General features: G+C 65.4%; 17 protein-coding genes and 1 pseudogene. 13 read left to right on the top strand and 5 right to left on the bottom strand.

What is annotated here, in order from left to right; genetic code table 11:
- The first annotated feature begins 6 nt into the window (after window positions 1-6).
- From ACK56M_RS03670 to ACK56M_RS03655, 4 genes and pseudogenes are all read left to right on the top strand, one after another.
- Window positions 7-2,406 (top strand): heavy metal translocating P-type ATPase, encoded by a 2,400-nt coding sequence (locus ACK56M_RS03670; RefSeq protein ID WP_061303953.1) that lies wholly within the window; start codon window positions 7-9, stop codon window positions 2,404-2,406.
- Entirely contained in the window at window positions 2,403-2,813 is a 411-nt protein-coding gene (gene cueR / locus ACK56M_RS03665) for a Cu(I)-responsive transcriptional regulator (protein WP_061303951.1), read from the top strand. The genes ACK56M_RS03670 and cueR overlap by 4 nt, the downstream gene beginning before the upstream one ends.
- 166 nt (window positions 2,814-2,979) lie before the next feature.
- A pseudogene (locus ACK56M_RS03660) lies at window positions 2,980-4,017 on the top strand (cache domain-containing protein); the annotation flags it as partial.
- Window positions 4,018-4,155: 138 nt separating this feature from the next.
- Complete coding sequence (locus ACK56M_RS03655; protein ID WP_371033815.1) at window positions 4,156-4,923, top strand: methyl-accepting chemotaxis protein; 768 nt, start codon at window positions 4,156-4,158, stop codon at window positions 4,921-4,923.
- Window positions 4,924-5,057: 134 nt separating this feature from the next.
- On the opposite strand, the gene ACK56M_RS03650 is transcribed toward ACK56M_RS03655, so the two are convergent.
- Both ACK56M_RS03650 and ACK56M_RS03645 read right to left on the bottom strand, forming a co-directional pair.
- The gene (locus ACK56M_RS03650) at window positions 5,058-5,837 is read right to left on the bottom strand and encodes an AraC family transcriptional regulator (protein WP_054572849.1); all 780 of its coding nucleotides are present in this window, start codon (window positions 5,835-5,837) and stop codon (window positions 5,058-5,060) included.
- Window positions 5,838-5,876: 39 nt separating this feature from the next.
- Window positions 5,877-7,154 carry an acetyl-CoA C-acetyltransferase gene (locus tag ACK56M_RS03645; RefSeq protein WP_023662416.1) on the bottom strand — a complete coding sequence of 426 codons (1,278 nt, stop codon included), beginning with the start codon at window positions 7,152-7,154 and terminating at the stop codon, window positions 5,877-5,879.
- Window positions 7,155-7,272: 118 nt separating this feature from the next.
- Here ACK56M_RS03645 and ACK56M_RS03640 point away from each other — a divergent pair, with 118 nt between their 5' ends.
- From ACK56M_RS03640 to ACK56M_RS03605, 8 genes are all read left to right on the top strand, one after another.
- On the top strand, window positions 7,273-8,625 hold the full coding sequence (locus ACK56M_RS03640; protein WP_015268828.1) for a 3-oxoacyl-ACP reductase: 1,353 nt from the start codon (window positions 7,273-7,275) through the stop codon (window positions 8,623-8,625).
- 2 nt (window positions 8,626-8,627) lie between these two features.
- Window positions 8,628-9,479: a MaoC family dehydratase gene (locus ACK56M_RS03635; RefSeq protein ID WP_100414121.1), complete on the top strand. Its 852-nt coding sequence runs from the start codon at window positions 8,628-8,630 to the stop codon at window positions 9,477-9,479.
- A gap of 190 nt (window positions 9,480-9,669) precedes the next feature.
- Entirely contained in the window at window positions 9,670-9,975 is a 306-nt protein-coding gene (locus ACK56M_RS03630; protein ID WP_013970728.1) for a MazG-like family protein, read from the top strand.
- On the top strand, window positions 9,972-10,721 hold the full coding sequence (locus ACK56M_RS03625) for a methyltransferase domain-containing protein (RefSeq protein WP_100413275.1): 750 nt from the start codon (window positions 9,972-9,974) through the stop codon (window positions 10,719-10,721). Before ACK56M_RS03630 ends, ACK56M_RS03625 begins: the two co-directional genes overlap by 4 nt.
- 21 nt (window positions 10,722-10,742) lie before the next feature.
- Window positions 10,743-11,378 (top strand): DUF4136 domain-containing protein, encoded by a 636-nt coding sequence (locus tag ACK56M_RS03620; protein WP_411959252.1) that lies wholly within the window; start codon window positions 10,743-10,745, stop codon window positions 11,376-11,378.
- Between the two features lie 19 nt (window positions 11,379-11,397).
- Window positions 11,398-11,967, top strand: a complete 570-nt coding sequence (locus ACK56M_RS03615) for a DUF4136 domain-containing protein (protein ID WP_039614657.1) — start codon at window positions 11,398-11,400, stop codon at window positions 11,965-11,967.
- A gap of 279 nt (window positions 11,968-12,246) precedes the next feature.
- Complete coding sequence (locus ACK56M_RS03610; RefSeq protein WP_013970724.1) at window positions 12,247-12,717, top strand: prepilin peptidase; 471 nt, start codon at window positions 12,247-12,249, stop codon at window positions 12,715-12,717.
- A 124-nt stretch (window positions 12,718-12,841) separates the two neighbouring features.
- On the top strand, window positions 12,842-13,615 hold the full coding sequence (locus ACK56M_RS03605) for a response regulator transcription factor (RefSeq protein ID WP_015268823.1): 774 nt from the start codon (window positions 12,842-12,844) through the stop codon (window positions 13,613-13,615).
- Window positions 13,616-13,750: 135 nt separating this feature from the next.
- On the opposite strand, the gene ACK56M_RS03600 is transcribed toward ACK56M_RS03605, so the two are convergent.
- Together ACK56M_RS03600 and pbpC are read right to left on the bottom strand one after the other, a co-directional pair.
- A complete protein-coding gene (locus tag ACK56M_RS03600; RefSeq protein ID WP_191471998.1) occupies window positions 13,751-15,415 on the bottom strand; it encodes a ShlB/FhaC/HecB family hemolysin secretion/activation protein in 1,665 nt (554 codons plus the stop codon).
- 225 nt (window positions 15,416-15,640) lie between these two features.
- Window positions 15,641-17,995, bottom strand: coding sequence for a peptidoglycan glycosyltransferase PbpC (gene pbpC, locus ACK56M_RS03595; RefSeq protein WP_137137880.1), 2,355 nt, complete (start codon window positions 17,993-17,995; stop codon window positions 15,641-15,643).
- 77 nt (window positions 17,996-18,072) lie between these two features.
- On the opposite strand from pbpC, the gene ACK56M_RS03590 reads away from it, so the two are divergent.
- Entirely contained in the window at window positions 18,073-18,366 is a 294-nt protein-coding gene (locus tag ACK56M_RS03590) for a hypothetical protein (RefSeq protein ID WP_013970720.1), read from the top strand.
- Window positions 18,367-18,499: 133 nt separating this feature from the next.
- Here the strand turns inward: ACK56M_RS03590 and ACK56M_RS03585 are convergent, their stop codons facing one another.
- On the bottom strand, window positions 18,500-23,401 hold the full coding sequence (locus ACK56M_RS03585; protein WP_411959251.1) for an alpha-2-macroglobulin family protein: 4,902 nt from the start codon (window positions 23,399-23,401) through the stop codon (window positions 18,500-18,502).
- Window positions 23,402-23,416 lie beyond the last annotated feature (15 nt).

Raw genomic sequence — 23,416 nt, 5'->3', positions numbered from 1 at the left:
AGAGCCATGCCCGCATCCACCACATACGACCTGCCGATCTCCGGCATGACCTGCGCCAGTTGTGCCGGCCGGGTCGAACGCGCCCTGCGCAAGGTCACCGGCACTGAACAGGTCAACGTCAACCTCGCCACCGAACAGGCCCGGGTCCAGGCCCCGGCCAACAGTCTGCCCGCGCTGGTCGAGGCCATACGCGAAGCCGGCTATGGCGTGCCCACCCGCACCGTCGAACTGCAGATTGGCGGCATGACCTGCGCCAGTTGCGTCGGCCGCGTAGAGCGCGCTCTCGGCAAGCTGCCGGGTGTTGAACGGGTCAGCGTCAACCTGGCCAGCGAACGCGCTCACCTCGAAGTGCTCGCGGCCCTCGACGACAACCTGCTGATCGACGCCGTGCAAAAGGCCGGCTACAGCGCCAGCCTGCCGCAAACCGCCAAGGACGACCAGCACGCTGCCCAGCACCGCCTGCGTAACGAACGCCTGGCGGTCGGCGCAGCGTTGCTGCTCGCCCTGCCGCTGGTGGTACCAATGGTGGTGCAGCCGTTTGGCGTGCACTGGATGTTACCAGCGTGGGTGCAGTTCCTGCTGGCCACACCGGTGCAGTTCATTCTCGGCGCGCGGTTCTACGTGGCCGCCTGGAAAGCCGTGCGCGCAGGTACCGGCAACATGGACCTGCTGGTGGCTCTGGGTACCAGCGCCGGCTACGGCTTGAGCCTGTACCAGTGGGCGCAAGCCCACGCCGGCATGGCCCCTCACCTGTACTTCGAAGCTTCGGCCGTGGTGATTGCCCTGGTGCTGCTGGGCAAGTACCTGGAAAGCCGTGCCAAGCGCCAGACTGCCAGCGCCATCCGTGCCCTCGAAGCCCTTCGCCCGGAACGGGCCGTGCGCCTGGTCGATGGCCAGGAAGAGGACGTGGCCATTGCACAACTGCGCCTCGGCGACCTGGTACTGGTCAAACCCGGCGAGCGCTTCCCGGTCGATGGCGTGGTGGAAGACGGCAGCAGCCATGCCGATGAAGCCTTGATCAGCGGCGAGAGCCTGCCGGTGCCCAAGCAGCCAGGGGACAGGGTCACCGGTGGCGCCATCAACGGCGAAGGCCGGCTGCTGGTACGCACCCAGGCACTGGGTACCGAAACCGTGCTGGCACGCATCATCCGCCTGGTGGAAGATGCCCAGGCGGCCAAGGCACCGATCCAGAAGCTGGTCGACCGGGTCAGCCAGGTATTCGTCCCGGCCGTGCTGGTACTGGCGCTGATCACCCTGGTCGGTTGGTGGCTGGCTGGCGCGCCACTGGAAACCGCGCTGATCAATGCCGTCGCGGTACTGGTCATCGCCTGCCCCTGCGCCCTCGGCCTGGCCACACCCGCCGCGATCATGGCCGGCACCGGGGTCGCCGCCCGCCATGGCATCCTGATCAAGGACGCCGAAGCCCTGGAGCGCGCCCATGCGGTCAACCGTGTGGTGTTCGACAAGACCGGCACCCTCACCTCCGGCAGCCCGCGCGTTGTCCACAGCCAGGCGCAGGTGGGCAGCAGCGCCGACCTGCACCGCCTGGCCGGTGCCCTGCAGCGCGGCAGCGAACACCCGCTGGCCAAGGCGGTACTGGATGCCTGTGCCGAACAGGGCCTGGACGTGCCTGGCGTTGCTGACAGCCAGTCGCTGACCGGGCGTGGTATTGCCGGGCGTGTGGAAGGCCGCGAGTTGGCCCTGGGCAACCGCCGCCTGCTGGATGAAAGCGCCCTGCCACCCGGCGACCTGGCCGCCAAGGCCCAGGCCTGGGAAGCCGAGGGGCGCACCCTGTCATGGCTTATCGAACGCGGCGCGCAGCCGCGTGTGCTGGGCCTGTTCGCCTTTGGTGACAGCCTCAAGCCCGGAGCCGCGCAGGCGATCGATACCCTGCACGCGCAACACATCAGCAGCCACCTGCTGACCGGCGACAACCGCGGCAGCGCCAAAGTGGTGGCCGATGCCCTGGGCATCGACGACGTGCATGCCGAAGTGCTGCCGGCCGACAAGGCCGCGACCGTGACTGCACTCAAGCAGGATGGCGTGGTCGCCATGGTCGGGGATGGCATCAATGATGCGCCGGCGCTGGCCGCCGCCGATATCGGCATTGCCATGGGCGGCGGTACCGATGTGGCCATGCAGGCCGCCGGCATCACCCTGATGCGCGGCGACCCACGCCTGGTACCGGCCGCCCTGGAGATCAGCCGCAAGACCTATGCGAAGATCCGCCAGAACCTGTTCTGGGCGTTCATCTATAACCTGATCGGCATCCCGCTGGCCGCGCTGGGTTACCTCAACCCGGTACTGGCCGGCGCCGCCATGGCCCTGTCCAGCGTCAGCGTGGTGAGCAACGCGCTGTGGCTCAAGGCGTGGAAACCCACCAGCAACACCCAGGAGGCCCCATGAACATAGGCCAGGCCGCCCGCCGCAGCGGGCTCAGCACCAAGATGATCCGTTACTACGAGTCCATCGGCCTGCTCAAACCCGCCACGCGCAGTGACAGCGGCTACCGCCTTTACCAGGCGGAAGACTTGCACAGCCTGGCCTTCATCAAGCGCTCCCGCGACCTGGGCTTTTCCCTCGAGGAGGTCGGCAAGCTGTTGACCTTGTGGCAGGACCGCCAGCGTGCCAGCGCCGATGTGAAAGCGCTGGCCATGCAACACATCGATGAGCTGAACCGGCGCATTGAAGAGCTGGTGAGCCTGCGCGACACCCTTGGCGAACTGGTATCGCACTGCCAGGGAGACGAGCGCCCGGACTGCCCGATCCTCAAGGATCTGGCCAATGGCTCTGCTAATGGCTGCTGTCACTGAGCCACCCGCAACGTTTGGTATGCCATATACGTCCAAACACGACCGAATAGTCACCAACTGCGACTTTATCCAATAAATACGGGCGTTTTCCTACATTAAACCCGGATGCTGCCGATGCAATTGTTACCTGCCTCGTGTGTCGAAAATAACAAATCCGGGAGCGTCGATGAGCATCAAACAGAAACTGACCTGGGCATTCGCGGTCATCGCCGGCTTGCCCATAATCCTTGTGGCCACCTTGGTGGTCCTCAACCTGCGTGGCGAAGCCCGCGACGGATTCCTCGATGGCAGCAGCCGGGAAATCCGCCAGGTCAGCAACGCGATGAACATCTTCTTCCAGGGCATCAACCAGAATGTCGAGTACCTGGCTGCGCAGCCGATGGTCGCCGCCACGGGTAGCGAACTGAACAAGTACATGAGCGCAACCCCGTCCAACGAATTGGGCGACCAGGCCAACAAGCTGCTGGAGTTCATGACCCGCCTGGCCACCACGCATCCCAGCTATGCGTACCTGTCCTACGGGGTGAATGACGGTGGCTATGTCGGCTGGCCGGCCGGGCAGAAGTTCGTCAATTACGACCCGCGCACCCGCCCCTGGTACCAATTGGCAATGGCCAACCCTGGCAAGACCTTGCGTACCGGCGCCTACTACTGGGCTGCCGACGACGCCGTGCTGGTCAGCACCGTGCGCACCGTCGCCAACCAACTGGGCAACCCTGGTGGCGTGGTCAACGTCGACGTCTCGCTCAAAGGCCTTACCGAGATCGTCCAGCAGATCAAGCTGGGCGAAAGCGGCTACGTGCTACTGGTGGAAAACAACGGCAACGTACTGGTCGACCCTCGTGACGCCAAGCATAACTTCAAGCAACTGGCGAGCTTTGGCGACGGGTACGCCGAGCTGGCCAAGCACGGCAAGGGGCTGGCCGAAGTGGAACTGAATGGCGTGCGCTACATGGCCAACATCTACCCGGACGAACAGCTGGGCTGGACCCTGATCGGCCTGATCGAACAAAGCGAAGTGATGCAGACCACCACCCGCCTGACTTGGCTGATCGGCGTGGTGGCCCTGGTACTGGCCGCGCTGTTCGCCGTGGTCGGTGCCACCTTCGCCAAGCTGATCGTACGCCCGATCAACAGCGTCACCAGCGGCCTGGAAGATATCGCCCAGGGCGAGGGCGACCTGACCCGCAACCTGGAGATCCGTGGCCGCGACGAAACAGCGCAACTGGCCAGCTGGTTCAACCAGTTCCTCGGTGCCATTCGCAGCCTGATCCAGCACATCGGGGCTGCCGCCAGCAAGATACTCAGCACCTCCAGCAGCTCGACCCGCGTTTCCAGCGACATGGCCGAAGCCGCAGGCCGCCAGCGCGAAGCGGTGGACATGGTCTCTACCGCCTTCCACGAAATGGTCGCCACCGCCAACGAAGTGGCACGTTCCTGCAGCCAGGCGGCACAGTCGGCCGACAGCGGCCAGCAGCAGGCCCGCGAAGGCCAGCAGCAAATCGATGCCGCGGTACATAGCGTTGACCGCCTGAGCCAGGAGATAGAACAGTCGGCGCAGTCGATCCAGCAGCTGGAGCGTGACAGCAACGCCATCCAGTCGATCCTCGGCACCATCCGCTCGATTGCCGAGCAAACCAACCTGCTGGCACTCAACGCCGCCATCGAAGCGGCCCGTGCCGGCGAGCAGGGCCGTGGCTTTGCCGTGGTTGCCGACGAGGTGCGGGCGCTGGCCAAGCGCACTGCCGACTCCACCGCAGAGATCGACGGCCTGCTGGGCAACCTGGCCAGCCGCACTGCCGAAGTGGCCGCACAGATGCACGCCAGCCTGGAGGTTTCGCAGCAGTCGGTGAGCCGCATCGGCCTGGCCCGTGACAGCTTCGGGCAGATCCGCGAGTCGGTGGATGTGATCCGCGACATGAACACCCAGATTGCCACGGCGGCCGAAGAGCAGCACCAGGTGGCCGAAGACATCAACCGGCACATCAGCCAGATTCATGGCGATGCGCAGCTGGTGGCCGAACTGGCCCAAGCGGCGCGGATGGATTCGGAGAGCCTGGCCGGGTTGTCCAATGAGCTGGATGCACTGGTGCGCAGGTTCCGTACCTGATGTTTTGCCTGCCCCGGCCTTATCGCCGGCAAGCCGGCTCCCACAGGTACTGCACAGGCCCTGAGTGCAGTGGGATCCTGTGGGAGCTGGCTTGCCGGCGATAAGGCCGGTGCAGGCAAACAATGCCTGATTGCCTAAAGCTTCAATTCCCCCGGCGTCGCGCCGAACAATTGCTTGAACGCCGCAATGTAAGCCGAGGTGGAGTCATACCCACACCCCAACGCCGCCTCGGTCACACTCTCCCCGGCCTCCAGCAGCGCCAGCGACGACAACAGCCGCATACGCTGCCGCCAGTTGCGAAAACTCAAGCCCGTCTCTCGCTGGAACAGCCGCATCAGCGTCTTCTCCGAGCACCCCAGCTCTCGCGCCCACTGCTGCAAGGTCTGCGACTGGTCCGGTGCAGCGATCAGCCCATTGCACAGCGCCAGCAACCCCGGGTGCCGTGGCAGTGGCAGCGAAAAACCGACCTCGGGCAGCATGCGCAACTGGTCGAGCAGCACCACCACCAGCCGCGCCTCGGCGCTGTCACCCTCCGGGTAGTCTGCCGGGAACAGGCAGAACTGCTTGATCAGTTCGCGCGCCAGCGGGGTCACTTCCAGTACCCGGCATTGCTCCGGTGCCCACGGGCAGGCATCCCGGCGCACGTAAAGGCTGCGCATTTCGGCCTGCATCGAGGTGACCACCTCGTGTTCGAAATCGGCTGGGATCCATACGCCCCACTGGGGTGGGGCGAAGTAGCTGCCTTCCTGTGTATACACCCCGAGGACGCCGCTGATGGCATAGGAAAACTGCACCCAGTCGTGCTGGTGGCGGGTGGTCCAGGAGCCGGCGCCGAGGCTTTCGGCACGGGCATAGAGTGGCCTGGGCAGGTAGTCCAGCGCCGGAATGGGGCGGGGGTGTCCGATGATGGGCATGGTGGTTTCTTGTAGTTCTGACCAGACAAGCCTAACAGCTCAGCGCTCGACGATGACGGTCACCCCCTGCCCACCCGCAGCGCAGATCGATATCAACCCCCGCCCCTTCCCCGACCTCGCCAGCAGCTTGGCCAGGTTGGCCAATATCCGCCCCCCGGTCGCGGCAAACGGGTGCCCGGCCGCCAGCGAACTGCCCTTGACGTTGAGCTTGCTGCGGTCAATCGCCCCGAGCGGCGCATCCAGCCCCAGCCGTTCGCGGCAATAATCGGCATCTTCCCAGGCCTTGAGCGTGCACAGCACCTGGGCAGCAAAGGCTTCGTGAATCTCGTAATAGTCAAAGTCCTGCAGCGTCAGGCCATTGCGCGCCAACAGCCGCGGCACCGCATACACCGGCGCCATCAACAGCCCTTCGCGACCAGTAACGAAATCCACCGCAGCGGTTTCACCATCGACCAGATAGGCCAGCACCGACAGCCCCTGCTGCTCGGCCCATTCCTCGCTGCCCAGCAACACCAGCGAAGCACCATCGGTCAGCGGTGTGGAGTTGCCCGCCGTCAGCGTGCCCTGCCCGCTGCGGTCGAAGGCTGGCTTGAGCTTGGCCAATTGTTCCAGCGTCAGGTCGGGGCGCAGGTTGTTATCACGGGTCAACGACAGAAACGGCGTCAGCAAGTCATCCTGCCAACCTTCGGCGTACGCGGCAGCCAGCGCCTGGTGGCTGAGCAGCGCCAGCTCGTCCTGTTCGGCACGGCCAATGCGCCAGGCCTGGGCCATGCGTTCGCAATGCTCGCCCATCGACAACCCGGTGCGCGGCTCGCCGTTGCGCGGCAATTCGGGTTTCAGGTGGTGAGGGCGCAGCTTGAGGAATGGCTTGAGCCGCTCGCCCAGGCTTTTGCCACGGTTGGCCTGCAGCAAGATGTGGCGCAGGCCTTCGTTTACCGCAATCGGCGCATCGGAGGTGGTGTCCACGCCGCCGGCAATCCCGCAGTCGATCTGCCCCAGGGCAATCTTGTTGGCCACCAGCAGCGCTGCCTCCAGCCCGGTGCCGCAGGCTTGCTGGATGTCGTAGGCCGGCGTCAGCGGCGACAGGCGCGAACCCAGCACGCACTCACGTGTCAGGTTCATGTCTCGCGAGTGCTTGAGCACCGCACCGGCCACCACCTCCCCCATGCGCAACCCATGCAGGCGGTAGCGTTCGATCAGCCCTTCGAGGGCGACGGTGAGCATCGCCTGGTTGCTGGCCGTGGCGTAGGCGCCATTGGAACGGGCGAAGGGAATTCGGTTGCCGCCCAGGATCGCGACCCGGCGAAGTGAACGCATGCGCTTGTTCCTCCTGAAACAATTTGATCCGTACAGCCTAGGTGTTTTTGCCGCATTCGAACGACCTTGCCACAAAGTTGGTCCACACTTTCAAGCTTGCCTTCCGGGAGACCCACTCATGAGCGATCGCTACCTCGGCTTTGCCAACTCCAACCTCGGCCGCCGCCTTGTGGATGCCCTTGGCCTGCCACGTCCAGCGCCGCTGGAGCGTTGGCAGGCAGGCCGCCTGCGCCCGGTCGAAGGTGCCCTGGTACTGGGTGGCGGGCCACTGGCGAGCCAGGTCGAAGCCATTGCCCCGCGCCTGACCGACACGCTTTACAGCTTCAATACCGACAACCTCCAGGCCGAGGCATGGGTGGCTGGCCTGGGGCCGAAGATCAAGGCCGTGGTATTTGATGCCAGTCACCTGTCCGACAGCGACGCGTTGAAGCAGTTGCGCGAGTTTTTCCAGCCTCTGCTGCGCAGCCTGGCATCGTGCGCCCATGTGGTGTTGCTGGGCCGCGCGCCAGAAAACCTCGACGACCCGTTGGCCAGCATTGCCCAACGAGCCCTGGAAGGCTTCAGCCGCTCGCTGGCCAAGGAACTGCGCAACGGTGCGACCACGCAGTTGCTGTATGTCGGCCCCGGCGCGGAGGACCAGCTGGAAGGCGCCCTGCGCTTCTTCCTCTCGCCCAAGAGCGCCTTCATTTCCGGCCAGGTGCTGCGCCTGCATGCCTGCGCCAGCCAGGTCGAGGACTGGACACGGCCGCTGGCTGGCCGCCGCGCCCTGGTAACCGGGGCCGCACGCGGCATCGGTGCCGCCATTGCCGAAACCCTGGCGCGGGACGGTGCCGACGTACTGCTGCTGGACGTGCCGCAAGCCAGCCAGGACCTCGACGCCCTGGCCGCACGCCTGGGTGGCAAGGCGCTGCCCCTGGACATCTGCGCCGGCGACGCGGCAACGCAACTGCTTGCGGCCCTGCCCGACGGCGTCGACATCGTGGTGCACAACGCCGGTATCACACGCGACAAGACCCTGGCCAACATGACCCCGGAATACTGGGACGCGGTGCTGGCGGTAAACCTCAAGGCACCGCAGGTGCTGACACAGGCGCTGTACGACAACGGCGCCCTGGGTGAAAACGCGCGCATCACCCTGCTGGCCTCGGTCAGCGGTATCGCCGGCAACCGCGGGCAGGCCAACTATGCCGCGAGCAAGGCCGGGCTGATCGGCCTGGCCCAGGCGTGGGCGCCCCGGCTCGCCGAGCGCGGCGGCAGCATCAATGCCGTGGCACCCGGTTTCATCGAAACCCACATGACCGCCGCCATGCCCATGGGCCTGCGCGAGGCCGGGCGACGCTTGAGTTCGCTTGGCCAGGGCGGCCGCCCGCAGGATGTCGCCGAAGCCATCGCCTGGCTCAGCCAGCCGGGCTCCGGTGCAGTCAACGGCCAGGTGCTGCGGGTATGCGGCCAAGCCTTGATGGGGGCCTGAACATGAGCCGACACTGGCACGACCTGCACAGCCCGGCTTCGCGCGCCAGCCTGTACCTGCGCGCGGCAAGCAAGCGCACCATCAGCGGCGACCAGCTGCCGGACGACGGCCTGCGCTGTTTCATTCGCGTCCAGTCGGGCAACCTGGCCGCCTATCGTCGGCTGTGCCACTTCACCGACGATGGCCGCCTGCCGGGTACTTATCCACATGTCATGGCGTTCACGCTGCAGCTGCAGTTGATGACCGCGCCAAACTTCCCCTTCCCGCTGCTCGGCCTGGTGCACCTGCACAACCGCATCGAAGTGATGCGCCCGCTGGGCGGTATCGAAGGGCTGCGCTTTGCGGTGCATGCAGGCAATCTGCAAGCGCATGCCAAGGGCGGCACCTTCGACCTGGTCACCGAAGCCGAAGACGGCATCGGCCTGCTCTGGCGCGAGACCAGCCGCATGCTGGTGCGCGGGCTGAAGCTGGAAAGCCAGGCAGGTGAGCCTGCCGAGGACGAACCGCAAGCGCTGCCAGAGGCGACCCGCTGGTACGCCGACAGCGATATCGGCCGGCGTTATGCCAAGGTCTGCGGGGACTACAACCCGATCCACCTCAGCGCGGCCAGTGCCCGGCTCTTCGGCTTCCCCACGGCCATTGCCCATGGCATGTGGAGCAAGGCCATGGCCCTGGCGGCACTGCGCGGGCACCTGCCGCACAGTGGCTTTGCCTTCGAGGTGGATTTCCGCAAGCCGGTGCGGTTGCCATCGGAGGTGGTGCTCGGTGCCAGTGAGGCGGGGGCTGCGGGAGAGCTGCGGCTGGATGGGCATGGCGGGGTGCTGCACATGGTCGGGCGCTGGGCCCCCCTGTAGGAGCGGCCTTGTGTCGCGATGGGCCGCAAAGCGGCCCCGGCGATGCCAGCGGCGAAGCTGATAATTTGGGGCCGCTTCGCGCCCCATCGCGACACAAGGCCGCTCCTACAGGGACCATGTCTGTCTTGGCGGTATACGCTTGCTTTGCATCGGGCCTGCGCAGAAGCTATGCAGCATTAGGAGACCCCCGATGAACCTGCAAGAACTCACCCAACGCCTGCACCAGATCCGCGACAACAACGACTGGCGCGGCTTTCACAGCCCGAAGAACCTCGCCATGGCCGCCAGTGTCGAAATGGCCGAGCTGGTGGAAATCTTCCAGTGGCTGAGCGAAGACCAATCGCGCCAGCTGCCAGCCGATAAGCTGGCCCATGCCGGCCAGGAAATCGGCGATGTGGTGCTCTACCTGTTGCTGCTGTGCAGCGAACTTGGCCTGGACATGGACCAGGTAGTGCGAGCCAAGCTGGCCGACAGCGAGAGGCGCTTCGCCCGATGAACGACCGTCACTTCGATGAGCTGGCTACCCGCTTTGCCGAAAAGATCTACGGCGGCGCCAAGGGCGCGATCCGCCTGGCCGTGCTGCAGGCCGACCTGGCCGAAGCCCTGCCTGACCGCCCGCTGCGCATCCTCGACATCGGTGCCGGGTTGGGTCACATGGCTTTGTGGCTGGCCCAGCGCGGCCACCAGCTGACCCTGGCCGAACCCGCCGCGCCCATGCTCGACGGCGCACGGGCGCGCTTTGCCGAAGCCGGCCAACCGGCCACCTTCATCCAGGCCCCCTGGCAAGACCTGCTTGGCCAGCTGACCGAACCCTACGATCTGGTGCTATGCCACGCCGTACTCGAATGGCTGGCCGAGCCCGAAAGCATCCTGCCGGTGCTGCACCAGCTCACGGCCCCTTCCGGGTGGTTGTCGCTGGCCTTCTACAACCGCGACGCCCTGGTCTATCGCAACCTGCTCAAGGGCCATTTCCGCAAGTTGCGCAGCAACCGGCTGGAAGGTGAAAAGCAGAGCCTGACCCCGCAAAAACCGCTTGATCCACGCGAACTCAGGGCGCAACTTGAACCCATGTGGCAGGTTGAAAGCGAAAGTGGTGTGCGGGTATTCCACGACTACATGCCCAAGGAATTCCAGGGCAAGGCTGAACTGCTCGACTTGCTGGAAATGGAACTGGCCTACCGTCGCCACCCCAGCTTCGCCGGGCTCGGCCGCTACCTGCACTGGGTCTGTCGCCCCCGTTGACCTGCCCGCCGGGAGGAATACATGCCGTACCGTCTGTTGTGCCTGGCCGTGCTGCCGCTTGCCCTGGCTGGCTGCCAGGGCAGCAACCCCTACGTGGCCAGCAGCCGCCCGTTACCACCGGCACCGGTCCAGGCGGCCAGCACCTTCGATGCCAGTGCCTACCCGACACCGGCCCGTGATTACGGGCACTACCGTAGCTGGAGCTGGCTCAACGGCCAGTGGCCCAGTGGCTCGGTCGATACCGACCCGGCGCAACTGGCCGATGCCGTCAGCGGCGCACTGGACCAGCATGGCCTGCGTCCCGCCCGGGGCGGCCCCGGCGACTTGCTGGTCAGCGCCGACATACGCCTGGAAAAGCGCTTGCGCCAGGTACGTGACTACGATGCCTACGCCCCTTACTACGGCCCGTATCCCTATGGCGGTGTCGGCTATGGCGGCTACCGCCATGGCTATGGGGGCTATGCCAGCGTGCCCATCGTGCGCACCTACGAAGTGCAGGTGATGGTGGTGCGTATCGACCTGTACGACGCCCGCAGCGGCCAGCCGGTATGGAGTGCCAGTGCCGAAAGCGGCAGCGACAAGGACTCGCCGCGTGAACGCGAAAGCGCCCTGCGCGATTCTGTGCACAAGGCGCTCAACGGCTATCCTCCCAGTTGATATCCAACGGAGAACCATCATGTTGCGCCGTCTCGTTCTACTGTCATTCGCGTTGTTGCTCGCCGCCTGCTCCAGCAATAACGTCCAGCAGGATTTCGATGCCAGCCGTGACTTTGCCGCCTACCGCAGCTGGGCATGGCAGGAACCGGGCCTGCAGTACCGCCCGGATGACCCACGAATCAAGAGCGACCTCACCGAGCAACGCATTCGCCAGGCAGTTGCAAGCCAACTCGACCAGCGTGGCCTGCGCCCGGTACAAGGCGGCGCCCGGCCGGACGTGACAGTGCGCGCGTACCTGATCGTCGAGCAGCGCCAGCAACAGATCACCACCAACTACGGCGGTGGCTGGGGAGGCTACTGGGGCGGCTACTGGGGTGGCCCGATGTACAACGAAACTCGCAGCGTCGACTACAAGGTCGCCACTATCCAGATCGACCTGTTCGATGGGCGTGACGGCAAGCTGGTGTGGCGCGGCAGTGCCGAGCAGATCATGAACAACTACCCGCCAAGCCCCGAGGAACGCAACAGCGCGATCCAAAACACCGTGACCAAGGTGTTGGCCAACTACCCGCCGGGGAGCAAGAAGTAACACCGAGCGCGGTTATGCAGGCACCGCAGCCCCTGTGGGAGCGGGTTTACCCGCGAAGAAAACAACGCGGTGCATGGCACCGGCTTTGCCGGTGTTCGCGGGTGAACCCGCTCCCACAAGGGTCGCCTGCGAGGCCTGTTTCAACAGCGACAAAATCCATCCCGGCCACGCCTTTTTCCCTCTCCCGCTCCACTCCCCGCAGGTTCCCGTCTATCTTCACTTAAGGAAACCTGACTGACCGGGTAGATGTGTTCAACATTTGGGAAGGGCGACCTGCCAATGCAAAGCATTGTTCTCCTGCTGTGGCTTGCCTTGTGCTCCGAACAGGACGTGCGTCAACGCCAGATATCCAACATGCTCACCCTGGGTGTGGCTGCCTGTGCCCTGGCTTGGCTTTTCGCCACTGGCCGCAGCTGGATCGGCGCCGATGCCAGCGATGCCGGATGGGCGCTGGCCATCGTCATGTTGCTGACCCTGCCCGGCTACATGCTCGGCCGTTTCGGTGCCGATGACGTCAAGCTGATGGGCGCCCTGGCCCTGGCCACCAGCCCGCAATACGTGCTTGGCACCTTCATCGGCGCCGGCGTCAGCGTGCTGCTGTGGCTGCTTACCCGCCGGCGCCTGTGGACGTTGCTCAACCCCAAGGTAAAAAAGCGCTTGCAGGCTTTGACCGAGGAAATGGGTGACAAGCAGGCGTTCGTCCCCTATGTGCTCACCGGTTTTCTTTTGACTGCTGTATGGATCCAGTGAGCAATCTCGTGGTCCGATGGCTGTACAGAATATGTAATTTGTACAAATCCACTACCCCCGACTATTTTTAGTTTGCAGAGCGCTTGGCCCGGGAGCAGGACCGCGTAACGACAGGGAGTTGATCGTGTCCAGAGCATTCAGTGATGTGAAGATATTGGTGGTCGATGACCAACCAGTGATAGTCGAACAATTGTGTGAGTTTCTCGAAACCAAGGGTTACCGCTGCCTGCCGGCCCACTCCACTGACGAAGCCCTGGAACGTTACCTGGCAGACGAGACCATTGGCGTGGTCATCTGTGACCTGCACATGCCTGGTCGTGATGGTATTGAACTGGTCCGCGAACTGAAGATACAAGGCGGGCAGCGCGCGTTCGAGGCCATCATGGTGACCGGTCGAGCGGAGAAGCAGGATGTGATCCGAGCGTTGCGCGAGGGCTTTGCCGATTACTACCAGAAACCCATGGACCTCAATGAACTGCTGGAGGGCGTACGCCGCCAGGAACAGGCCGTGCAGGAGCGCCAGCGCAGCTTCCGCGAGCTGGGCGGGTTGAGCCAGCGTCTGCAAGAGCTGGCAGAGTCGATGGACGAGCTTTACCAGGACCTGCAAAAAGCCCGGGGCCAGGGCATGCACCGGCGTGCCAGCGATGTGGACGAGAGTGAAAGCGAACTGCCAGCGGCGTTCGAGAAGCTGTCGCCACGCCAGCTGGAAGTAGCCCGCCTGGTGGGCAAGGGCCAGACCAACTACCAGATCGCCTGTGAGCTGGGCATTACCGAGAATACCGTGAAGCTGTATGTGTCGCAGGTGCTGCGCCTGACCCACATGCACAACCGCACCCAGCTGGCACTGGCACTGACACCCAGTTCGTCGCCGGTGCATCAGCGGTTTACTACCCATTGAGTGACCGGTAGGCACACCGCTTTTTTGTAGGAGCAGCCTTGCGCTGCGAAAGGGCCCTCATGGCATACAAAAGATTGCGCCTGAAATGGCCTCTTTGCAGCACAAGGCTGCTCCTACAGATCCTCGGTTCACCTGTTACAACTGGATAGCCAGTTTTAACGTCACGCGCGGCGCGCGGTCCAGGCTGTCCAATGCCACATCGGCCAAAGGCTTGGCCACCTCCAGCGCCACATTGAACAAGCGCCCATCGCCCAATCGCACCCCAAGCGCCGCCGAAGCCAGGTGGGCATCCTCCACAGGCCCTCGGTTATGCCATGCCTGCGCCGTGTCCACCACCACATAGGGCTGCACCAACGCCAGCCAGCTGCCGTGCATGCTGTAGTTCACCTCGTAAGCCAAACCCCAGCCCTTGTCGCCGTCCGCCTGGTCGCGCGGGTAGCCACGGCCGAAATTTTGCCCGCCAAATCCCGCACGCTCGCTGTCAGGCAGCTGGTCATCGCTCCAGTACAACGCCCCGGACACCACCCCCTGCCAGTTACCTAGCAACGTGTTGCTCTGCAAGCCGGAAAGCCGCAACCGCAGAAAATCCAGATCGTAGTCGGCATCGCTACGCGCCCCCAGATAATCCAGGCCCTGATAGACCCCGGCGCTGACGATGCGCAAACGGCCCTCTTCCACCTTGCGCCAGTCGCCCTCGAATGACAGCGCACGCACGTAGGTGTCGTAGTCCCGTGCCGATGGCAACCCATCTACCCGGTCCTCGAAGTGCTCACTGACCGAATACACCTGCCCCTGCACCACCATCCATTCATCCGGCCTGACGATCACCGGCTGGCGCAGGCCGATCGCATAGCGATCGCTGTCGCGCTTGCGGGTGATGTCACGGCCATCGTCCAGACGAATCCGCGTGCCGGGTTCGCTGCGGTAGCGCGAAGCCGACAGCAGCAGCTGGCTGCCGCCCGCGTCCAGGTACTGGCTGTAGGCCAGGCGCTGGTAATGCACCTGGTCATCCCCCGGCGGCAGCAACAGGCTGGCCTCGATCTGTTCGGCAAAGCGGGTCTGGGCGTGGCTGGTTGCCGTCAGCAGCGCCTGCGCATCGTCGCGGTTGCCATCAGCAACGATAACAGCAGCGCTGAACGGCTTGCGCTGCGCATGCACGGTCAACCGCGCAGCACCATCAGCGGTTTGCGCCACGGCCAGCTGCGGCTCTATCGTTACCCCCGGCAGGCGCTCGGCCAGGCCCAGGTAGCGCTCCAGCGTTTCTCGGGTCAGCGGGCGCTCGGTGGCAAGCCGCTCCAGCAGCTGATGCAGATAGGCGCCGGCCGGGCCGATATCGCCGTCCACGCGGTAATCACGGATATAACCTTCGACCAGCACCACATTGACCCGGCCATCGGCCACTTCCTGCGGCGGCAGGTAGGCGTACGACAACAGGTAGCCTTCCTGCCGATAGCGCTGGGTCAGGCGCGCGGTGTACTGCTGCAGCTCGCCCAACGTGGTCTGGCGCCCGATCAGCGGTTGGTAGTGTTCGCGCAGGTCGCTCAAGGGGAACACCGTGCCGCCTTCGAAGCGCACTTTATGCAGCACCAGCGGGGTATTCGCAGGCGCCCACGCGGGGCTGTCACCCTCCACCCCAGCCAGCTGCAGGTGAGCGCTGACCGGGCGGTAGGCGTCTATTGGAAGGTTGGCGCTGGGCAGGCGACGTTCGTACTCATGGCTGTCGAGAAAACCCGGCAAAGGCTCGGCATGGGCCGCAAGTGCCCAAGGCAGCAACAATAGGGGCACGGCCAGAGGACGCATAGGGCGCTCCATGTTCCCTGGGGCTGCGTTGCAGCCCTTCGCGGGCGCGCCCGCTCCCACCGAGATCGCGCTTTCCTGAACCCAGCACCAAACCTGTGGGAGCGGGCGTGCCCGCGAAGGGCCGCAAAGCGGCCCCAAATTGCTTGACTGTCAGGCATCAGGGGCGCCAGCCGGTCACACCCGTTACCTGCAAGCGTAGGTGCTGCCTCGGCCCTCGTCGAACGGCTACTCGCTGATCTGGAACGCCACGCGCGCCGTCTCGCCGCTTTCATCCAGCGCGCTGATTTCGGCCTGGCCTACCTGTTGGAAGCGCACCAGCAGGCTGTCCTGGCCCTGGGTTTCGCCCAATGGCTGGCCGTTGAGGAACCACCAGCGCCGACCGCCGCCGCCCAGTGCCGACACATGCAGTTGCAACGGCTCGCTGCTGGTGGCCGGGCGGCGCAGGTTGTCGCCTGGGCGCACGCCCACGATCGAAAGCGGTGGCGCGCTGGCCGGCACCTGCGGCGGGCAGGCCGGGTCGATGGCCGGCAGGCGCGCCGCACGCCGCTCCACACGTGGCAGCCAAGGCTCCAGCGGGGCGGGCCATAGGGCGATATCGCGGGCCTTGGCGCCCGGGCAACTGCCATCGACGCGCAGCCCCTGGTCGTTGACCCATACGCTTTCGCGCAGGCCCAGGCCGAGTGGCTGGTCGGCGGCCTGCAGGGTTGGCGGCGTAGTGCCGTCCAAAGTCCAGGCGAAACGCTGACGCCGGCAGTTGGGGTCCTTTTTGCTCATCGGCTGGCCCAGTGGCCAACAGATCGCAGCCACGCCGACGTTCGCCGGCACCCGCTCCACCGGCACGCTGATGCCACGCTGGCTGTCACGGTTGCTCAGCAGGTCGTGCACCTGCAGCATCAGCGGCGCTGCCGAAGCCAGCCCGAATTGGCCGGGGACCGGTGTGCCATCGGGGCGGCCAATCCATACGCCGATCAGGTAGCGCGGGCCCACGCCGATCGACCAGGCATCGCGAAAGCCGTAGCTTGTGCCCGTCTTCCACGCCAGTTGCGGGCGTTGCACCAGCTCGGCATGCGGGTCGCGGTCGGGGCGCGCCTGGCCGCTGAGGATGCGCCGGATGATCCACGCCGCCCCTGGCGACAGCAGGCGCCGTTCCAGCAACGGATCCTGTGGTTGCAGGCGCACCCTCGCACTATTGCCACCCCGCGCCAGCGCAGCGTAGCCACCCACCAGGTCCTCCAGGCGGCTGCCCGCGCCACCCAGGATCAACGACAGGTTGGGCTCTGCCAGAGGCGGCAATATCAGCGGCATGCCCGCCATGCGCAGTTGCGCGGCAAAGCGTTTCGGACCATAGGCCTCCAACAGCTGCACCGCCGGCAGGTTGAGCGACAGCGCAAGCGCCGAACTGGCCGACACCGGCCCGCTGAAGCCCATGGAGAAGTTGCCGGGGCGGTAGTCGCCATAGCGTCGCGGCACATCCTGCAACAACGACTCGGAATGGATCAGGCCATCATCCAGTGCCATGCCGTAGAGGAACGGCTTTAGAGTGGAGCCCGGCGAGCGCAACGAACGCACCATGTCGACATGCCCGAAGCGGCGCTCGTCGGCCAGGTCGATAGAACCCAGGTAGGCACGCACCGCCATCGTCTGCGCATCGACCACCAGGATGGCGGCGGAGGTGCGCTCCGGCAGCCGTGCCCGCCAACCCAGCAGCAGGTCTTCGAGACGCCGCTGCAGTGCGGCGTCGAGCGTGGTACGGATCAGCGGCGGGCTGTCGGCGCTGTTCAGGCGCCGGGCCAGCAACGGCGCGAGAGCCGGCTCCTGACGTGGCGCCAGCACAAGCGGCTCTTCGGCAGCCTCACGGATTTGCTGAGCCGGCCACACCTGGTATTCGGCCAGGCGTTGCAGCACCTTGTCCCGGGCGCGCTGCGCACGCTCGGGGTGACGGTCCGGGCGCAAGCGGCTGGGCGCCTGGGGCAGCACGGCCAGCAGCGCCGCTTCGGCCGGGGTCAGGTGCATGGGCGACTTGCCAAGGTAGGCCCAGCTGGCCGCCGCCACGCCCTGCAGGGTGCCGCCGAAGGGCGCGCGGTCCAGGTAGATCTGCAGGATTTCGCGCTTGGACAAGTGCCATTCCAGCTGCGCCGTGCGCCATAGTTGGCGCAGCTTGCCGGCCAGGGTGCGCTCATGCGGGTCGAGCAGGCGTGCGACCTGCATCGACAGCGTGCTGCCGCCCGACACCACACGCCCGCCACGCAGGTTCAGCCAGGCAGCGCGAGCCAGGGCCAGCGGGTTGACTCCGGGGTGGCTGTAGAACCAGCGGTCTTCGTAGGTGAGCAGCGCCTGCAGATACAGCGGCGAGACTTCGTCGGAGCTGACCGGGTAGCGCCATACGCCATCGGCATCGGCAAAGCGCCACAACGGCGTGCCGTCCTCGGCCAGCACCACGCGGGCCAGGTCGTCTCCGGGCATGGGCAGCGGCCATAGGCGGTCAGCCAGCCACAACAGGCCGAACAGTACCAGCATGCCGATCACCGTGGCGCGCAACAGCCTGCCCGCACGGGTATGCGGCCGCGTTAAGCTTGGCATCGGGAACCGACCTGGCCAGGTGATGGCCAAAGGCTTGGGAACGGCAACATCGCCGATTCGTTCATCAGGAAGCAACTATGCATGTAGAAGGTTTTTTCGAGTGGCTGGGCCAGGCGCTGGGGTCATTGATCCGCTTCATCGTCGACGCATTGAGCGGGCTGTTCAACCTGCTGGCCAATGCCGGTGGCAATTTCATCGATGGCCTGGCGCGCACCTTGGGCATGGAGACCTCGCTGCTCAGCATCCTCGCCCTGATCATCGGGCTGGTGCTGCTGTACTCGGCAATCCGCGCGTTCATGCGCGCCTCGATCATCCTCGGGATCATCTGGCTGTTGCTGGGGTTGTGGGTGATGAGCTGGGTGATTCACTGAACAGGGCCGGGGGCCGCGTTGCGGCCCAATCGCCGGCAAGCCAGCTCCCACCTCGACCGCGTCGCCCTCAAGCCATGCTCCATCCTGTGGGAGCTGGCTTGCCGGCGATGAGGCCGGTAAAGGCGACAAAATTCTAGCGGGCTTTTACGGTCATCTCCCCTTGCCCATCCCCCACGGCCTGCAGGTTTGGCCGGTACATCGATTCAACCTGCGGCGGCGGCACGCGATAGGTGCCCGGGGTCACCGCCCGAGCCAGGTACAGCAGGTGGGTGGTGCCATAGCTGTCCAGCTTGAGCGCGGCGACGTAACGATCATCGCGATACTCCTGGTGCACCACGCTGGCGTTCTGCATCGATTCGCGCCATTCCTTCACCGCACTGCTGGCGTTTTCCAGGCTGGCGGCACTTTGCGCCAGGTTCTGGTTTTCCAGCTCCAGGCCCGCCGGTAGCAAGTCCACCACCAGCGCATCCGGCACCCGGTCTTCAGCCTTGAGCACCAGGTGCACCAGCACCAGGTCGCCGCTGCGCAGGTTATGCAGGTCCAACGGCTGACCATTCATGCCCAGGTACTCACGGCGGATCTGCATGCCGTTGCCACCGGCCGCAGGCGCCTGGCGTGGGTAACCCGACAAGGTCAGTTGCTGGTACAGCGTTTCGCTACCTTGGTTCTGCACACTCAATGGCGAAGCCAGCAACGGGCCTTCGAGCTTCATGCCGGACTCGGCATTGTTGAACTCGCGCACTTCGCCCGCGCTGTCCAGGCGCGCCTGCCACTGGCCTTCCGGCTTGCCCAGCAGGCCACGGCCGGCCAGGAACAGTGCATTGCGCTCCTGGGTCGACAGCCAGCGGTTGGCCGCCAGTTCATCCGACAGGGCGAACAGGCGCTGGTCGACCTGGCGGCTGGCCAGGTTGCTTTCCTGCAGCAGCGCCAGGATCAGTGCCTGGTCACGCAGGGCGCTACCATAGTCGGCCATCCAGCCTTTACCGCGGCTGATGCCCAGGCCTGCCTGCAGGGCCTGCTCGGCACGCGGCTTGTCGCCCATCTTGTCCAGCGCCACCGCCAGTTGCACCAGTGGCAGGCCAGAGCGGGCGTCGGCGCGGCGTTCGAACAGGCCACGCAGGGCACCCAGGGGCGCCTGCTGGCTGCGCGACAGCACCAATGCCGCATAGGCCTGCACGGCGAAGCGGGTGTGTTCGGCGTTCTCGCTGTAGTCGACTTCGATCAGGTTGCGCTCCTGCAGGTAGCGCAGCAGGCGCTCGCTGGCCTTCTTCAGCGCTTCGGCGGGCACACCATAGCCTTGGTCACGGGCGCGCAGCAGGAAGTCGGTGACATAGGCGGTCAGCCAGTATTCTTCTTCGCTGTCCGAGCTCCACAGGCCGAAGCTGCCGTTGTAGCGCTGCATGCCCAGCAGGTGCTCGATACCCATCTCGATCTTGCGCTTGCGCACATCGGCTGGCTCGCCCTTGATGCCCAGGCGCTTGAGGCTGTCGGCATCGGCGTACAGCGACGGATAGAGGCCGCTGGTAGTCTGCTCCAGGCAACCGTAGGGGTATGCTTCGAGGGCACGGATCTGCTCGGCCAGGTTCAGCGGTGGCCGGCTCGACAGGGCCAGGCTGGCTTCAAGCCCGGCGGGTTCGAAGGCAGCCAGGTCTGCTTCAGGCAGGGTCCATGGCTGGTCCTTCAAGGCCACGCGGTAGTGCTTGAGCATCGCCGGGTAGGCCGGGCGCACGCCCAGCGTCCACTCGCGTTCGAACGCGCCGGTCGGCTCGTTCGGCAGCTGCAGGCCAGTAACCCGCACATGTACCTTGCCCTGCCCCAAGCCACCCTGGGCCTGTACCGGGATCATCAGCGTCGAGCGCTGGCCTTCAGCCAGGGCTACGTTTTGCACGGCGTTGGCCGCCAGGCTCAGCTGCCCTTCGGTGCTGATTTCAACATTCAGTTGCTGGGCACGACCAGACAGGTTGGCCAGGTCCAGCGCCAGGCTGGTACGGTCGCCACCGGCCAGGAAACGCGGCGCCGAGAGTTCGGCGATCAGCGGCGCGGCGACCACGGTCTTGCCTTCGGCCATGCCGAACTGTTCCTCGGTCCAGGCCTGGGCCATCAGCCGCAGTTCGCCATTGAAGTCGGGGATATCGACCGTGGCCTGGCCCTCGCCCTTGTCGTCCAGGGTCACCGGCAGGCTCTGCTGGGCGACGATGGTCACCGTGGTGTTGGGGCGCTTGCCACCCTTGGCCATCGCTGCGTCACCACCAAATGCCAGGCTGGCCAGGCGGCCCTGGCCGGCTTCGATCAACTGGCCGTAGATATCCAGCTGGTCAGCACCGTAAGCCTTGCGCCCGAACAGGCTGGCGAATGGGTCGGGGGTCTTGAAGTCGGTGATGTTGAGGATGCCCACGTCCACCGCCGACAACAGCACATGCACCCGTTCAGGCACGCTGCCATCGGCATTTGCAGCCTTGATCTTCACGGTCAGCGGCTGTTTCGGGCGCATTTTTTCCGGAGCCTGCAGGCTCACCGCCAGCTTGCGTTCGGCGCGGTTCAGCGGCAGGTGCAGCACGCCCACCGCGCGTTTCGGCGTGGCGTTGGCCTTGCGCTCACCCGGGCGGATCACCAGCGCGCTGATGTACAGGTCATGGCGTGCCCACTGCTTGTCCAGTTGCACATCGAACGTCTTGCCCTCGGCGGGAACGTCGATCTCCTGCCACCACAGCGGGCCATCGCTGGACTCGATCATCAGGTAGCCACTGCCGGCTGCGGGCGGGGTGACGGTGACCTTGGCGGTAGCGCCGTCGGCGTAGGCCGGTTTGTCCAGCGCCAGCTTGACCTGGTCCGGCCGCACCGCGCCGCCTTCGGCGTTGTCCTGGGCGCGATAGCCTGCCCAGAAGCGCGCGCTGGACACCAGGCCCGTCTCCGGGTCCTCCACCTCGACACGGTAAGGGCCCCATTCCACCTGGAAGCTCAGCTTGGCGGTGGAGCCGGCCTTGACGCTTACGGTCTCTTCGCTCTGGGTCAGGAACTTCTCGTTGTAGGCGTAGCTCCAGCCATCGCTCTGCGAGTAGTTCCAGTAGTAGTCGCGGCGCTCGCGCACCAGCCGCACCTTGAGGTCGTTGGCCGCCAGTTTCTTGCCGTTGCGGTCGGCCACCAGGAACTCGAACTCCACCGGCCCGTCACTGTCGGTTTCCTCGCCGTCGAACAGGCCACGCAGGCCCGGCAGGCGCTCGGCCGGCCAGATGGGTTGTTCCAGGCGGCGGGTAATCGGCCGGCCACCGGACTCCTGCAGGCTGGCCTGCACGGTCAGTTGCAGCGGCGAGCGGGCTTCGGCCCAGCGGCTTTCGATATCGACCACGGCCTTGCCGGCCTGGTCGAGGGTAACTTCGTCCAGCTCCAGGTCCTGGTTCAGCTCGGTTTCGGTGACCGAGCCGAACTGGTAGCCAGGCAGCGCTGGTACCGCCTCGCGCAGCGGGCGAACATAGGCCTGGCCGCTCAGGCGGTTGCCGGCAGCCGGGGCGCCGTAAAGGTAACGGCCATTGACCTGGATACGCGCATCCTGATCCGGAGACAACGGTTTGCTGCTGCCTTTGAGTTCCAGCGCCAGGCGCTCGGGCAGGAAGTCTTCGACGAGAAATTCATACACCTGCTTGCGCCCGCCCCCCAGGTCGAGCAGCAGTTGCCAGCGGCCGGTCGGGGCCTCGCTGGCCAGCTGCAGCTGGTACTGGTACAGGCCATTGCCGTCGGCTTCCCAGACGAACTTGCGGCTGACCTGCTCATCCGGGCGACGCACTTCCACGCTCACTGGCTGCGCCTTGACCGGCTTGCCGTCCTGGTCGCGCAGCAGGCCGTTGAGCAACACCGTTTCACCGGGGCGATACAGGTCACGCGGGCCGAAGATGAAGAACTGCAGCGGGTTGGCCTGCGGGCCGGTGATGTCGAACTCGGCCAGGTCCAGCGCCGCGCTGCTCAGGCGCAGCAGGGTGGTGTGCACGCCTTGGGTGGCGATCAGGGTGTCGGCCTTGGGCGTGATCGGCAGCTGGGCGTGGCCATCGCTGTCGGTGCTGGCCTGAGCCAGCAGCTTGCCCTTGTCGTCATGGATTTCCAGGTTGACGCCGTTCATCGCCTTGCCACCTTCCAGGGCCTGGGCGAACACATCGAGGCGGTCACGGTAGCGATGCGCGGACACACCGATGTCGCTGAGAGTGAACAGGGTCGCTGGTTGCGAGTAGTCGTAAGTGCCCGAGGCTCGCATCACCGCCAGGTACACGCCTGGCTCCTGCAGCGGCTTGATGCCGGCGATCGGCAGCAGCACGGTCTCGCGGGTGTTGCGTGCGGGGTTGAGGTCGAAGCGGCCGCTGTAGACCAGATCGGCCATGTCCAGGGTTTCCTTGGACTGGTAGTAGTAAAGGCTGCTGTTGCGCCCCCAGTTGACCAGGAAGGTCGAGAGCATGTCCGGCTTCACGCGGAAGAACTCGACATCGACCTTGTCGACGTTGAGGGCGATCACCGGCAGGCCCTCGGCCAGGCGCGTGGGCAGCAGCGAACCGCGGCTGGCGAAGCCGATGGTCGGCTGCATGTCGCGGGTTTCCAGGCGGCTGATCGACTCGCTGTCCAGTTGCTTGCCATTGACCGCCAGCAGGCCCTTGTCGACGGTCAGCACCAGCTTGCGCTGCGGCTCCAGATGGCGCAGACGCAGCTCCATCTGGTTGTCGGACAGTTCCCAGGCGCCGTCGAGCTTGCCTTTGACGGTGTCGACCAGGTGCACTTTGCTGGCGAAGTCCTGCTTGGCATCCAGCGGCGCGGAGAAGCTGATCGACAGCGTCGCGGCGCCATCGAGCTGCACTTCGGAAACATCCAGCACCGTCAGCTCGCGGCCCTCGTAGCGTTTGGCGAGTACGGCCGGGTCTTCGCGTTGGGGTGCCGGGGTGGCGGCGGGCGCTGTGGCCGCCGGCTTTTCGGATGGCGCCGGCTTGTCCGGCGTCGAAGAGTCACAGGCACTGAGCAAAGCCAGCGCGCAGGCCAGCAACAATCCTTTGTTGAACATGGAGTAGAACTCTTT

It is taken from the genome of Pseudomonas sp. s4, assembly GCF_046764235.1.
GTDB classification, from domain to species: domain Bacteria; phylum Pseudomonadota; class Gammaproteobacteria; order Pseudomonadales; family Pseudomonadaceae; genus Aquipseudomonas; species Aquipseudomonas asiatica.
Note: the sequence above shows the minus strand (reverse complement) of the source record. Positions and strands in the feature narration are given on the sequence as shown.

What these genes read in the sequence shown, in the direction of transcription:
- cueR (WP_061303951.1), top strand. Translation starts at nt 2,403, where the DNA reads ATGAACATAGGCCAGGCCGCCCGCCGCAGCGGGCTCAGCACCAAGATG.
- ACK56M_RS03590 (WP_013970720.1), top strand. Translation starts at nt 18,073, where the DNA reads ATGCATGTAGAAGGTTTTTTCGAGTGGCTGGGCCAGGCGCTGGGGTCA.
- ACK56M_RS03600 (WP_191471998.1), bottom strand. Translation starts at nt 15,415, where the DNA reads ATGCGTCCTCTGGCCGTGCCCCTATTGTTGCTGCCTTGGGCACTTGCG.
- ACK56M_RS03585 (WP_411959251.1), bottom strand. Translation starts at nt 23,401, where the DNA reads ATGTTCAACAAAGGATTGTTGCTGGCCTGCGCGCTGGCTTTGCTCAGT.
- ACK56M_RS03615 (WP_039614657.1), top strand. Translation starts at nt 11,398, where the DNA reads ATGTTGCGCCGTCTCGTTCTACTGTCATTCGCGTTGTTGCTCGCCGCC.
- ACK56M_RS03625 (WP_100413275.1), top strand. Translation starts at nt 9,972, where the DNA reads ATGAACGACCGTCACTTCGATGAGCTGGCTACCCGCTTTGCCGAAAAG.
- ACK56M_RS03630 (WP_013970728.1), top strand. Translation starts at nt 9,670, where the DNA reads ATGAACCTGCAAGAACTCACCCAACGCCTGCACCAGATCCGCGACAAC.
- ACK56M_RS03670 (WP_061303953.1), top strand. Translation starts at nt 7, where the DNA reads ATGCCCGCATCCACCACATACGACCTGCCGATCTCCGGCATGACCTGC.
- ACK56M_RS03655 (WP_371033815.1), top strand. Translation starts at nt 4,156, where the DNA reads ATGGCCGAAGCCGCAGGCCGCCAGCGCGAAGCGGTGGACATGGTCTCT.
- pbpC (WP_137137880.1), bottom strand. Translation starts at nt 17,995, where the DNA reads ATGCCAAGCTTAACGCGGCCGCATACCCGTGCGGGCAGGCTGTTGCGC.
- ACK56M_RS03650 (WP_054572849.1), bottom strand. Translation starts at nt 5,837, where the DNA reads ATGCCCATCATCGGACACCCCCGCCCCATTCCGGCGCTGGACTACCTG.
- ACK56M_RS03645 (WP_023662416.1), bottom strand. Translation starts at nt 7,154, where the DNA reads ATGCGTTCACTTCGCCGGGTCGCGATCCTGGGCGGCAACCGAATTCCC.
- ACK56M_RS03635 (WP_100414121.1), top strand. Translation starts at nt 8,628, where the DNA reads ATGAGCCGACACTGGCACGACCTGCACAGCCCGGCTTCGCGCGCCAGC.
- ACK56M_RS03620 (WP_411959252.1), top strand. Translation starts at nt 10,743, where the DNA reads ATGCCGTACCGTCTGTTGTGCCTGGCCGTGCTGCCGCTTGCCCTGGCT.
- ACK56M_RS03640 (WP_015268828.1), top strand. Translation starts at nt 7,273, where the DNA reads ATGAGCGATCGCTACCTCGGCTTTGCCAACTCCAACCTCGGCCGCCGC.
- ACK56M_RS03610 (WP_013970724.1), top strand. Translation starts at nt 12,247, where the DNA reads ATGCAAAGCATTGTTCTCCTGCTGTGGCTTGCCTTGTGCTCCGAACAG.